The sequence below is a fragment of the Anaeromassilibacillus sp. SJQ-5 genome, assembly GCF_054108045.1.
This window is the reverse complement of record NZ_JBPJWQ010000001.1, coordinates 2,209,011-2,221,172: the sequence shown is the minus strand read 5'-3', so window position 1 is coordinate 2,221,172 and position 12,162 is coordinate 2,209,011. Positions and strand designations below refer to the sequence as shown.

Below are 12,162 nucleotides of genomic sequence, written 5' to 3'. Positions count from 1 at the left end.
CTTTATGCCAGGGTCAGCGCCTGCATGTAGGCCGCGTCCACCCGGATGCTCTCCTCCGGCGGCATGGTGTACTGCTCCTGCTCCACAATGAGCTCCCGCGTCCCCTGGGCCAGCCCTGCCCGGGCCAGCGCCGCGAAGTCGAGACATCCCCGCCCCAGCTCCACGTTGGCGTTTTCCGCGCCGAACTCCTTAAAATGGAGCAGCGGCACCCGCCCGGCATAGGTCTGGATAAAGGCCAGCGGGTCCACCCCTGCATAGGCCGCCCAGAACACGTCCAGCTCGGCCCCTAGCTTGCTGGTGTTATGCAGCAGCACGTCAAACAGGGTTTCGCCGTTTCCCGCGTCCGCGAACTCGTGGGCATGGTTGTGGTAGGCGAAGGGAATTCCCTCGGCCCCGAACCGCTCGGCGCAGGCTTCCAGGAATTCCGCCTGGGCCAGCGCCTGATCCCGGTCGTTCATCTCACAGCCCGGACAGGCGGCGGAGGTGATCCCCGCCTCCAGGCAGTACCGCACGCAGCCGTCCAAATCGTCCCGCAGCGCGTCGTAGGCGATGTGGGAACCGGTGCCTCGCAGCCCCAGGGAGGCCAGCAGCCGGCGCATCTCGGGACCGGCTATGCCGTCGTAGCCGGCAAACTCCACCCCGGTATAGCCGGCCTGTGCCGCGATTTCCATCCGCTGGCGCAGGGTCGGCACCTCCCGCAGGGAATAAAGCTGTAGGCTGAAATCTTTCATCGTAATGACTCATCCTTTCGCAGGAATGTCTGGTTTGCAAAGCAAATTCACGCCGGGCTTCTGGCGCGAAAGGACAAAATTCCCGTTTGAAAGAAAGGCGAATGCCTTTCTTTCAAACTAGGACGCCTTCCTTTCTGCAGAGGTTTTTACTCGAAATACACAGCCTTGCCGGTCTTGGCGGAGGTATAGATGGCCTCCAGAATCTGGGTGACCACCAGCGCCTGCTCCGGCAGCACCAACGGTGTCTTGTCGTTCAGCACGGCGTTCAGCCACTGCGCGCATTCCACCTCGGCCGGATCGCCGGAGGACGCGCCGTCGAAGAAGGCGACCCCGCCGCCGCTCAGGTCGGGCTTCTGCACGCACTGCTTGCCCCATTCCACCTTGTTGAAACGCAGGCCGTCGGCCATGTCCGCGCCGCCCAGGGTGCCGCACAGGGTGGTCTGCGCCTCCCGCACGTCCAGGGTGTTGAGCGCCCAGCTGGATTCCAGAATGATGGTGGCGCCGTTCTCCATGGTCACGAAGCCGAAGGCGGAATCCTCCACCGTAAACTCCTTGGGATCCCAGTCGCCCCACGCGTTGCCCGTCTCGGTCTGGTTGCCCAGCTTCTTGAAGGTGGAGCCCAGCACCGCCTTGGGCTTGTAGTTGTCCATCATCCACAGGGTCAGGTCGAGGGCGTGGGTGCCGATGTCGATGAGGGGGCCGCCGCCCTGCTCGTACTCGTTGAGGAACACACCCCAGGTCGGGACGGCGCGCCGGCGGATGGCGTGGGCCTTGGCGAAATAGATGTCACCGAGCGCCCCGGCGTCCACCGCTTTTTTCATCAGCAGGCTGTCCGGACGGCAGCGGTTCTGATACCCGATGGTCAGCTTTTTGCCGGTCTTACGGGCGGCGTCCAGCATTTTCTGGGCGTCGGCGGCGGTCTTGGCCATGGGCTTCTCGCACATCACATGCTTGCCCGCCTCCAGCGCGGCCACCGTGATTTCACAGTGGGAGCGGTTGGGGGTGCAGACATGCACCACGTCGATGCTGCCGTCCTCAAGCAGCTCCCGATAGTTCTCGTACACCTTGGCCCCCGGCGCGCCAAATTCCTTGGCCGCCTTTTCGGCCCGCTCCACGACGATGTCGCAGAACGCCACCATGTCGGCCTTGTCCGCCTGCGACCGCAGGGCGGGCATGTGCTTGCCGTTGGCGATGCCGCCGCAGCCGATGATGCCTACGCGAAGTTTTTCCATGTAAAGTACCTCCTTTAATATGAATCTGCTGTCTTCATAGTATCGGATCTGGCGGACAAGAGCAACAGCTATTTTTAGGTCTTCATACAACTATTTTCCTAATAAAAAACCGCCTGCTCGGCAGACGGTAAAAAAGGGCAGTAAAAACCCCGCCTGCGGCGGCGGGGTTTTTACTAAGTTAGAGGGGTGTTTTGAGGAGGGTAGAACGTACTCATTTTGGATGAGGCAAGAGCGGTGCGGCTCCGTCTTGCTTCTGAGTACATTGTTATTATAGTTTTATTTGCGTAACTTTGTGTGAATTGACTATGAATAAACTGTAAGCTTTTTTTGAGAGTCGTGTGAAGATCCTGTGAACTGTCCGGACTGCGGAAAATTCAAACATTTGTTTGCAATTGTCGAACACATGTGCTATACTGGCAGTAAAGAATCCGCGGGATCCCCCCGTATAGAACCGGTAGATGAAAGGATGGCGCCTATCCATGAAACCACTCAATGAGAAGCAGCAGAAAATCCTGACCTTTCTGAAGGAACGGGCCCAGGACGGCCTGCCCCCCACCGTGCGCGAAATCTGCGCCGCCGCTGGTATCAAGTCCACCTCCACCGTCCACGCGTATCTGAAGGTGCTCGAGGATGAGGGATATATTTCCCGTAAAAGCGGCCTCAACCGCGCCATCCGCCTGCCGGGGGAGAGCGTGGCCCGCGTGCCCCTGCTCGGCAAGGTGACCGCCGGCGTGCCCATCCTGGCCGTGGAAGAGGTGGAGGATTACGTCCCCTATTCGGGCGGCGGGTATAATCCGGGGGATCTGTTTGCTCTGCGGGTGTCGGGCACCAGCATGATCAAGGCGGGGATTTTCGATCGGGACGTGGTGATTGTCAAGAAAACCCCGGTGGCGGAAAACGGCGACATCGTCGTCGCCCTGGTGGGGGACGAGGCCACGGTCAAGCGCATTTTCGTGGAAAAGGATCACATCCGCCTCCAGCCGGAAAACGACGAGTTCGAGCCGATTATCGTCAAGGAGGCCGTGGTGCTCGGCAAGGTCGTTTCCCTGCTGCGGTATTTCTGATGGAGACGAAGCTGCGCCCGGAGTTCGTCGTCAGCGCCTGCCTATGCGGCGAGAGGGTGCGGTATGACGGCGGCGGGTTCAATATCCCCGGCCTGCGCCTCCTGGCGGAGAGCGGCCGGGCCGTTCCGGTTTGTCCCGAATGCCTGGGCGGCCTGCCCACGCCCCGCTGCCCGGCGGAAATCCGGGCGGGTCGGGTGCTGAACCGGGAGGGTGTGGACGTGACCGCCGCCTATGAGGCGGGGGCGCGTCAGGTATTAGAGCTGTGCCGTCGGCTGGGGATCCGCCGGGCCATCCTTAAGGAGAACAGTCCCTCCTGCGGCTGCCGCCATGTGTACGACGGCACCTTTTCCGGCCATAAAATCCCCGGCGCCGGCGTCGCCGCCCGCCTCCTGATGGACAATGGCGTTGAGGTGCTGACCGAGGACGACTGGCAAAAGATGAGTTCCGAATAAAAACAGCGGCCGAAAAGGCCGCTGTTTCAGGCCGTCAAAAAAGGGAAATCCGCCATTCGGAAGACGAAAAAAGCGGAGGCGGGTTACCGATTTGTGTTTGCGAGGACATGTGCCTCGCAAACACACCTTATAGGCGAAAACCGGCGGAAACACCCGTGTTTCCGCCGGCTTTCAAGAGCAGGGGTGGGACTGGCGGGGACAGAGGGAGTAAGGCTCGTATTAACGAGCCGCCGCGATCCGGCGTCCCCGTCCAGCAGCTTGTCGACAACGTCGACAAGCTGAAACAGCGGCCGAAAAGGCCGCTGTTTTTGCGCAACGCTCCGGCGGGGCGAAATAGGGACAACCAGGGTCTTGACAGACAAAGGGATTCTGTGTATACTATAAATCATACTAAACCTATATGAATATATGGAGGCGTTGATGATGTCCCGTGTGTATACCAAAATGACCGATTTGATCGGCCGCACCCCCCTGCTGGAGTTGACCCGCGTGGAAGAGGCCGAGGAGCTCAAAGCGTCCCTGCTGGTCAAGCTGGAGAGCTTTAACCCGGCGGGTAGCGCCAAGGATCGGATTGCCAAGGCCATGATTGAGGACGCGGAGGCCCGGGGCCTGCTGGGACCGGGCTCGGTTATCATCGAGCCCACAAGCGGTAATACCGGCATCGGCCTGGCCGCCGTGGCAGCCTCCAAGGGCTACCGGGTGATTCTTACCATGCCGGAGACCATGAGCGTCGAGCGCCGCAACCTGCTGCGCGCCTACGGGGCGGAGCTGGTGCTGACCGAGGGGGCCAAGGGGATGCCCGGCGCCATCGCCAAGGCGGAGGAGCTGGCCGCCGAAACACCTGGCTCCTTCCTGCCGGGCCAGTTTGTCAATCCCGCCAATCCCGCAGTGCATAAGGCGACCACCGGCCCGGAAATTTGGGAGGATACCGACGGCCGGGTGGATATCTTTGTCGCCGGTGTGGGCACTGGCGGCACCATCAGCGGCGTGGGCGCTTTCCTAAAGGAGAAGAATCCGGCTGTCCGCGTGGTGGCGGTGGAGCCTGCCGCTTCCCCCGTCCTGTCCGGCGGCGCGGCCGGCCCGCATAAGATTCAGGGCATCGGGGCGGGCTTTGTGCCCGATACCCTGGACACGGGAATTTACGACGAAGTCCTGACCATCGGGAACGAGGAGGCCTTCGCCGCCGCCCGCCGGGTGGCCCACCTGGAAGGCGTGCTCGCGGGGATTTCCTCCGGCGCGGCGGTGGCCGCCGCCATTCAGCTGGCTCGCCGGCCGGAGAACGAGGGGAAAACCATCGTCGCCCTCCTGCCCGACACCGGGGAGCGGTACCTATCCATGCCGGTGTTCTTCGACTGAGCCACCGTGACAAAAAGCCCGGCAGAATTTTCTGCCGGACTTTTTTACGTCCATTTATAGGCTCTCATACATGGCGGCCAGCCTCTTGGCCGCGTCCGCCAACTGCCGGATGCCCTCGAAAACCGTCTCGCTGGTATAATTGCGCAGGAACTGATCGGCTTCCAGCGTAAAATACCCGGCATAGCCGATGGCCTTCAGCGCCCGAACCACCCCGTCAAAATCGATTTTCATGGAAAACGGTATTTGATGCGCGTCGTGCCATTGATCGTTGTCGTGGATATGCAGCGCCTGCAGCTTATCGCCCAAAGCCTGAATCATCTGGACGGCCGACGTATCGGATCCCTTCATTTCGGCATGACCGATATCGAGGCACGCGACGAAGGCATCGTCGTTCACGGCCTGCAAATGCGCGCAAAAGCTCTCCGGCGTGGCGCAGGCGGCGAAGGAGGAGCAGTCCTTTTCCGCGTTCCAGTTCCACATGTTTTCGGTGGCGATTTTGACGCCGCACCCTTTCGCAAAGGGCAGCAGCTCCCTGTACATGTCCGCGTTTTCCTCGGGCGATTGATCGTTATCCGGATGGATGATGCAGATTTGTCCCCCCGCCTCCGCGGTGCACTCGATGGCCCGCTGAAAATAGGAGCGGATTTCCCGGCAGCTGCTTGGGAAGGGCGCGTGCGACTGATTGCACACCATGCCGTTGTCCTCTCCCACCCGCCTCAGCTTTCTGGCGAAGGACAGATAGCCGCCGCCCGCCAGCGGGTGATCGCTTTTCAGAGCCGTCTTGGTCCCCCAATCGTAGCCGCACATTTCGAACATGGAAAAGTCCCAGGCGTCAAAGCCGGCCTTCGCGATGTATTCGACGGCCCTTTCTTCGCCTACATGACGAGCGGCGGAACCGATTTCCGTAGAAATTTTCATCCACTATCACCTCACAAAAATTATAGCCCAAATCTTTATAAATGACAAGCGGCAATCCGTATGGACACGGGGGAGCGGCCAAAGAGAAAAAACGGTGCGAAAAAATGCAAAATCGCATAGGAAAAGTGCGCCGCCCGGTTGATTAAAGTGGGAAAAAGAGGTATAATATTTCAGTTATTGCGCTTTTGAGTGGAGGAAAGAACTTGGCTATCAATCCGGAAGAGACGGCGGCCCCCGCGGGCACGCCCTTGGAAAGGGAAATCCGGCGGCGGCGCACCTTCGCCATCATTTCCCACCCCGACGCGGGCAAAACCACCCTGACTGAAAAACTGCTGCTCTACGGCGGGGCCATCCAGACCGCCGGCATGGTCAAAGGCAAAAAATCCATGAAGCACGCGGTTTCCGACTGGATGGAAATCGAGAAGCAGCGCGGTATTTCGGTGACCTCCTCGGTGATGCAGTTCAATTACAGGGACTTCTGCATCAACATCCTGGACACCCCGGGACACCAGGATTTCTCGGAGGATACCTACCGTACCCTGATGGCGGCGGATTCGGCCGTCATGGTCATTGACGCCTCCAAGGGCGTCGAGAAGCAGACTATCAAGCTGTTCAAGGTCTGCCTGCTGCGGGACATCCCGATCTTCACCTTCATCAACAAGATGGATCGCGAGGCTCGCAGCCCCTTCGATTTGCTGGACGAGATCGAGACGGTGCTGGGCATCAAGACCTATCCCATGAACTGGCCCATCGGCTCGGGCAAGGAGTTCAAGGGGGTGTTTGACCGCCAGCGCAGCCGGATCATCGCCTTCACGGCGAACAACGGCCAGCATGAGGTGGACGCCACCGAGGTGGATCTGGCCGACGAGAGCCTCAAAGGGATGCTCGGAGAAAGGCTGTACCAGAATCTGGCCGACGACGTGGAGCTGCTCGACGGCGCGGGATATGACTTCGACATGGACGCGGTGCGCCACGGGCGGCTGTCTCCGGTGTTTTTCGGCTCGGCCCTGACCAATTTTGGGGTGGAGCCGTTCCTGCAGGAGTTTTTGCGCATGACCTCTCCGCCTCTGCCCCGCCATTCCAGCGGGGGAGAGGTGGATCCCTTCTCCCCGGCGTTTTCCGCCTTTGTGTTTAAGATCCAGGCCAACATGAACAAGGCCCACCGGGACCGGGTGGCTTTCATGCGCATTTGCTCCGGCCGGTTCGACAAAAACGCCGACGTGCTGCATGTCCAGGGCGGGCGGAAAATGAAACTCTCCCAGCCCCAGCAGCTGATGGCCCAGGATCGGGAAATCATCGAGGAGGCTTATGCAGGGGACATCATCGGCGTGTTCGATCCCGGCGTTTTCTCCATCGGCGATACCCTGTGCGCGCCCGGCAAGGCTTTTACCTTCGAGGGGATCCCCACCTTCGCCCCGGAGCATTTCAGCTTGGTGCGGCAGGTGGACACCATGAAGCGCAAGCAGTTTATCAAGGGCACCACCCAGATCGCCCAGGAGGGCGCCATCCAAATCTTCCAGGAGATTGGCGGCGGCATGGAGGAGGTCATCGTGGGGGTGGTGGGCACGCTCCAGTTCGACGTGCTGGAATACCGGCTGAAAAATGAGTACAATGTGGATATCCGCATGGAGGGCCTGCCCTATCAGTATATCCGCTGGATCGAGAACGAGGAGCTGGATCCCAAGACCCTCAACCTCACCTCCGACACCAAGCGGATCCAGGACGTCCGCGGCCGGTATCTGCTGCTGTTCACCAACAGCTGGAACATCAACTGGGCGGAGGAGCACAACCCGGATCTCGTCCTGTCCGAGTTCGGACGGAATTAAGCGGAACTACAAACCCGCCTTGGAATGGCTTTTACAGCTATTTCAAGGCGGGTTTCTTGTTTGATTTAGTCATAATCGTAGCCCGCACATTGACTAAAAACAGTAATACTCTAATATAAATACTGGTTTTTAAACGGAAGATTGCAAAAAATAGCATAAACTTTATGTGTTAGCTATACCAAAGTGTGACAACCATATATTTACTTTAATAACAAAATTTAAAAAAATTTTTAAAAAATATATTTATTTCAATTTATTTCTTTACATTATAATACTCATGTGTTATGCTAAGTATATCAAGAAAAACATATTATATTTTTACAAGATATATAAGATTAATAATAAATGTAGTGGTTTTGATGTATTTCAATATAGACATTAGATCGACTGTAATTTAAATAGGGGTGATTCCAATGCACTAATTAATCGGATACGTAAATGGAAATTATTTGAAGGAGGAAATGAAATGTTAAGAAGAAAAAAATTTTTAAGAGGAGTGGCCCTTTTAATTTTGACATTTTTTACTTTTTCAATGATGTGTGCAGCAGGTTCTTCTACCTGTAGCAATGGTCTCGATTCTACAGAAATTACTCGGGATGTAATTGGTAAAGACAGTCGCATCAACGTTGCAACTAGTGATTTGAAAAAAATGCCTTATAGCGCAATTTGTGCTTTACTAATTAAAGATACGAATGGTAATGAATATGGTGGAACGGGATTTCTTGTCAAAGCAAATAATTCTAGTAAGCTTTTATTAACGGCAGCACATAACGTTCAAATTAGTGGAAAAACTATTGCGTCGGTTAAAGTTTATCCAGGTGGGATGGATTCCGGTTTAGAATCTGCTAACATGATAGCTAAATATGTTCCTCCAGAATATAGTAGTGGGAAATATGATTATGATTGGGCGATAGTAAAACTAGATAAAGATTTATCTTCTAGTTGTGGCGCTTTTGCTATGAGGCAAGGGATTATTGCTAATGAACAAGTGGCTATTGCTGGATTTGGAAAAAATACCCCTAAAGGTCGTATGGCAAGAGACGAAGGCCCGATTAGCTCAGCTCAAATTAGCAAAGATTCAAATCAGTTTGGTTACAAAATTGATACAAGTGCTGGGGATAGTGGAGCACCAGTTATAAAATACTATATGGGTCAATATGTTGCTATCGGCGTGCATAACAATAGTGGAAATGCTAATTTTTTTGGTGGTGAAAATCGTGGAGTTTCATTTTATCCGGCTTTCTATAATAAGGTCAACAGCTATTCGTAATATACAATTAAGGATATATACTATAAATTATGAATAATTTGTATTTTTTCAGGAAGCGTAAGTCGCGCATATGCTTGTATATTCTGTTGATTATTTTTATCGTATTTACCGTGGTTTTTTCCATTCCAAATCAAATCGTAATAAATTTGCAGTCATCTGATGGGCAGCCTCTATCGAATATAAATGTAGAGGTTCATTATGATAATTCAAGTATTGAACTTGTTCGTATCTATGATTTAGGCACTACTGATGCGGATGGAAAGGTAGTATGGAAGTATGCAAAAACAGGTAAATATACAATTGTAGTGCTTCCGGTTGCCGAAGAAATACAGACATTTAAATTCGTTGTCATAAAAATAGGTCATCATATTTTATTTCCCCAAAAGACTATTATTTTAGAAGATAAATAGAAAAAATCACCTTTTGTATCATACAAAAGGTGATTTTTTCTATTTGAGAGACATTTTACAATAACTACTATGCCACCGGTTGCACCGATTGGAGACCGAAGCCGTTGTCTTGGTAGTGTCAAGAGTTATGCGCAAATTAGTTTGCAGTCAAAAACAGAAAGAAGTCAACCGGCAAAAGAGGCATCGTCACACGCCCCGTCTAAATGCTTCATGTTCATATACTTCTTGCTGCCCCACTGAGTGCCGGCCACATGACGCAGCCGGGCACAGACAAGCATGAGGGCAGAATTACCGTCTGGGAAAGCCCCCACCACGCGAGTGCGACGGCGGATCTCCCGGTTAAGACGTTCAATCACATTGTTGGTGCGGATGCGCGTCCAGTGCTCATAGGGGAAAGCAGTGTAAGCAAGTGTTTCCTCCAGCCCATCCTCTACCTTTTTCGCCGCCTCGGGCAGTTTCATTTCACGCAGAGCGGTCACTACGTCCCGCGCCTTCGCCTGGGCGGCGGCTCTGCTCTCTTGGGCATGGATTGCTTTGAGCATCTTGGCCACCAGCTTCCCCTTGGTGCGTGGGACGCAGGAAAACACGTTGCGGTAGAAGTGTACCACACACCGCTGGTATTTCGCGTCCGGGTACACCTCTCCCACAGCTTCCAGCATACCGAGGCATTTGTCTCCCACGATGAGCTGGACGCCCTCCAGACCCCGCCCTTTGAGCCACTGAAAGAAGCTGACCCAGCTAGCCTTGTCCTCTTTCATACCCTCGGCAGCGCCCAGCACCTCGCGGTAGCCGTCTTCGTTAACCGCAATGGCAACCAGTACGGCCACATTCTCATACTCTCCGCCCCAGTTGCGGCGCAGGTAGATGCCGTCTACATACACATACGGGTACTTACCGCCCTGTAAGGGGCGGTTGCGCCAGTCTTCAATGTGGACATAGGCTTTCTTGTTCAGTTCGCTGATGGTAGAGGGGGACACCTTGCTGCCCCACAGTGCCTCGGTGATGTCCTCCACGCGGCGCACAGATACTCCAGCCAGATACATTTCAATCAGCGCTTCCTCCACGCTGCTCTCCCGGCGGCGATACCGCTCGATGATGGCGGTTTCAAAGGTTGCTCCCTTTAAACGAGGGACGTTCAAGGTCACGTCGCCGGAGCTGGTGGTCAAGTTACGCTGGTAGTGACCGCTGCGGTAGGCCTGCCGCTCCTCGCTGCGCTCGTAGCGCGCCGCCTGGGTCAGTTTCTGCGCCTCCGCCTCCAACAGGCCGTTGAGGGTCTCCTCCACGCTCCCACGCACCAGTTCCCTGATTTCACCCTTGATTACTTCCTCATTTAGTTGTACAATTTTCTCGGACATAGTTTATTGTCTCCTTTCAGAATGGTGTGTCGTGACTTCATTCTACCAAAGACTGCAAACTATGTCTCTTTTTTTATCCCTTTTTCAATTTGCGCAACTTATTCTACCTTATCGTTGTCTTTGGCGATGAAGCTGGTTCTTTCCAGCATGACCTGCATGGTGTTTGTCTCCTTTTTTATCCTTCCGGCGGCAAGCGCTTGCATTTGCGCGGAGGTCTGGTATACTGATAAAGACTTTACCGCTGGATTTTCCGGCCTTGTATCCGGTATTGCGCGGGCAGCATCAGCCGGGTAGGCAGCAGCTTGCCTAACAGGTGGAGCAGCTTGGCCCCCGCGCCGGGGAGGATGACGGCTTTCCCCCGCGCCAGGCCCCGCAAAGCGATGCGGGCGCAGCGGGTCGGGGACATGCCACGCCGGACGGCTGTCGCCCCCGCCGCCCGGTCGAAGCCGGTGGCCAGCGGCCCCGGGCAGAGCACGGCCAGACGCACCGGGCGGCCTTCCCGCTTGAGCTCATAGCCCACCGCCCGGCTCCATTGGAGAAGGAACGCCTTAGACGCCGCGTAGGAGGCCATGCCCGGCTCGGGCTGAAAACCCGCCAGGCTGGCGACGTTGAGGATGCTGCCCCGCTCCATAGAGGCGGCGAAGGCCTTGGTCAGCCGGCAGGGGGCCAGCATATTGGCTGTCAGCAGCGCCTCCTCGACCTCCCACGGGATGTCTGAGGAGGGGCCGATTTGCCCGGCGCCCGCGTTGTTAATTACCAGCCCGACCGGCAGATCGGCGCAGGCCCGTAGCAGGGCGTCGACCTCCTCCGGCCGGGATAAATCGGCGGGACACACCTGGACTGCCACTCCGTGGGCCGCCCGCAGGGCGGCGGCCAGGGCTTCCAGCTGCCCGGCCCGACGGGCGGTCAGCAGCAGATCCCAGCCCTTGGCCGCCAGCTGCCCGGCCAGTTCCCGGCCGAGCCCGCCGGACGCGCCGGTTATCACTGCCACCATAGCCCCATCCCCTTCCTTTCCTATTTAGGTATAGTATATCGGATTTCAACACGCCCTGCAACCGAAAGGAGACGCCGCATGAATATTCAGATCTTCGGAAAGGCCAAGTGCTTCGATACTAAAAAGGCGGAGCGGTATTTCAAAGAGCGGGGCATCCGGTTCCAGCGCATTGACCTGGATAAATCCGGCATCAGCAAGGGGGAGCTGGCCAGCGTGAAGGCCGCCGTCGGCGGGCTGGACGCGCTGGTGGACGATAGGCATCCCGACGCGGCGCTGCTGCGGTACCTGGCCTATGAGGAGGACAAGGAACAGAAGCTGCTGGACAATCCCCGGCTGCTGCGCACCCCCATCGTCCGCAACGGCAGGCTGGCCACGGTGGGTTTTTGTCCGGAAATTTGGAAGGGCTGGACGTAACCATTGTGAAAAAGTTGATACTTTTATAATCCCTCTGAACAGTTTCCGCACAATGGCTTGCGAAACTATCAAATATGCTATACTGAGCAGGAAGGGGATTGGAAAGAGCCGTTCGCCGGCCGCACGGGGGGGCCGGCGCT

Annotated in this window: 12 protein-coding genes; 7 read left to right on the top strand and 5 right to left on the bottom strand. The window is 56.1% G+C overall.

Annotated features, from left to right (window positions below):
- Window positions 1–2 precede the first annotated feature (2 nt).
- Entirely contained in the window at window positions 3–731 is a 729-nt protein-coding gene (locus ACSAMM_RS09495; RefSeq protein ID WP_457791171.1) for a sugar phosphate isomerase/epimerase family protein, read from the bottom strand.
- A gap of 146 nt (window positions 732–877) precedes the next feature.
- Complete coding sequence (locus ACSAMM_RS09490; protein WP_178721080.1) at window positions 878–1,963, bottom strand: Gfo/Idh/MocA family oxidoreductase; 1,086 nt, start codon at window positions 1,961–1,963, stop codon at window positions 878–880.
- 479 nt (window positions 1,964–2,442) lie between these two features.
- Here ACSAMM_RS09490 and lexA point away from each other — a divergent pair, with 479 nt between their 5' ends.
- The 3 genes from lexA to cysK all read left to right on the top strand — a co-directional run bounded on the left by lexA (window position 2,443) and on the right by cysK (window position 4,835).
- Window positions 2,443–3,027, top strand: a complete 585-nt coding sequence (gene lexA / locus ACSAMM_RS09485) for a transcriptional repressor LexA (RefSeq protein ID WP_178721082.1) — start codon at window positions 2,443–2,445, stop codon at window positions 3,025–3,027.
- Complete coding sequence (locus ACSAMM_RS09480) at window positions 3,027–3,479, top strand: 2-thiouracil desulfurase family protein (protein ID WP_178721084.1); 453 nt, start codon at window positions 3,027–3,029, stop codon at window positions 3,477–3,479. Before lexA ends, ACSAMM_RS09480 begins: the two co-directional genes overlap by 1 nt.
- 423 nt (window positions 3,480–3,902) lie before the next feature.
- Window positions 3,903–4,835 carry a cysteine synthase A gene (gene cysK / locus ACSAMM_RS09475; RefSeq protein ID WP_457791170.1) on the top strand — a complete coding sequence of 311 codons (933 nt, stop codon included), beginning with the start codon at window positions 3,903–3,905 and terminating at the stop codon, window positions 4,833–4,835.
- Window positions 4,836–4,889: 54 nt separating this feature from the next.
- Here cysK and ACSAMM_RS09470 read toward each other — a convergent pair whose 3' ends face one another.
- Window positions 4,890–5,753 carry a sugar phosphate isomerase/epimerase family protein gene (locus ACSAMM_RS09470; RefSeq protein ID WP_457791169.1) on the bottom strand — a complete coding sequence of 288 codons (864 nt, stop codon included), beginning with the start codon at window positions 5,751–5,753 and terminating at the stop codon, window positions 4,890–4,892.
- 203 nt (window positions 5,754–5,956) lie between these two features.
- On the opposite strand from ACSAMM_RS09470, the gene ACSAMM_RS09465 reads away from it, so the two are divergent.
- The 3 genes from ACSAMM_RS09465 to ACSAMM_RS09455 all read left to right on the top strand — a co-directional run bounded on the left by ACSAMM_RS09465 (window position 5,957) and on the right by ACSAMM_RS09455 (window position 9,259).
- The gene (locus tag ACSAMM_RS09465) at window positions 5,957–7,579 is read left to right on the top strand and encodes a peptide chain release factor 3 (protein ID WP_457791168.1); all 1,623 of its coding nucleotides are present in this window, start codon (window positions 5,957–5,959) and stop codon (window positions 7,577–7,579) included.
- Between the two features lie 466 nt (window positions 7,580–8,045).
- On the top strand, window positions 8,046–8,849 hold the full coding sequence (locus ACSAMM_RS09460; RefSeq protein ID WP_457791167.1) for a trypsin-like serine peptidase: 804 nt from the start codon (window positions 8,046–8,048) through the stop codon (window positions 8,847–8,849).
- Between the two features lie 74 nt (window positions 8,850–8,923).
- Entirely contained in the window at window positions 8,924–9,259 is a 336-nt protein-coding gene (locus tag ACSAMM_RS09455; RefSeq protein WP_457791166.1) for a DUF2606 family protein, read from the top strand.
- 164 nt (window positions 9,260–9,423) lie between these two features.
- On the opposite strand, the gene ACSAMM_RS09450 is transcribed toward ACSAMM_RS09455, so the two are convergent.
- Both ACSAMM_RS09450 and ACSAMM_RS09445 read right to left on the bottom strand, forming a co-directional pair.
- A complete protein-coding gene (locus ACSAMM_RS09450; protein ID WP_457789050.1) occupies window positions 9,424–10,614 on the bottom strand; it encodes an IS256 family transposase in 1,191 nt (396 codons plus the stop codon).
- 235 nt (window positions 10,615–10,849) lie between these two features.
- Entirely contained in the window at window positions 10,850–11,608 is a 759-nt protein-coding gene (locus ACSAMM_RS09445) for an SDR family NAD(P)-dependent oxidoreductase (RefSeq protein ID WP_457791165.1), read from the bottom strand.
- A gap of 78 nt (window positions 11,609–11,686) precedes the next feature.
- Between ACSAMM_RS09445 and ACSAMM_RS09440 the strand changes: the two genes are divergently transcribed.
- A complete protein-coding gene (locus tag ACSAMM_RS09440) occupies window positions 11,687–12,022 on the top strand; it encodes an ArsC family transcriptional regulator (protein ID WP_178725001.1) in 336 nt (111 codons plus the stop codon).
- The last annotated feature ends 140 nt before the right edge of the window (window positions 12,023–12,162 follow it).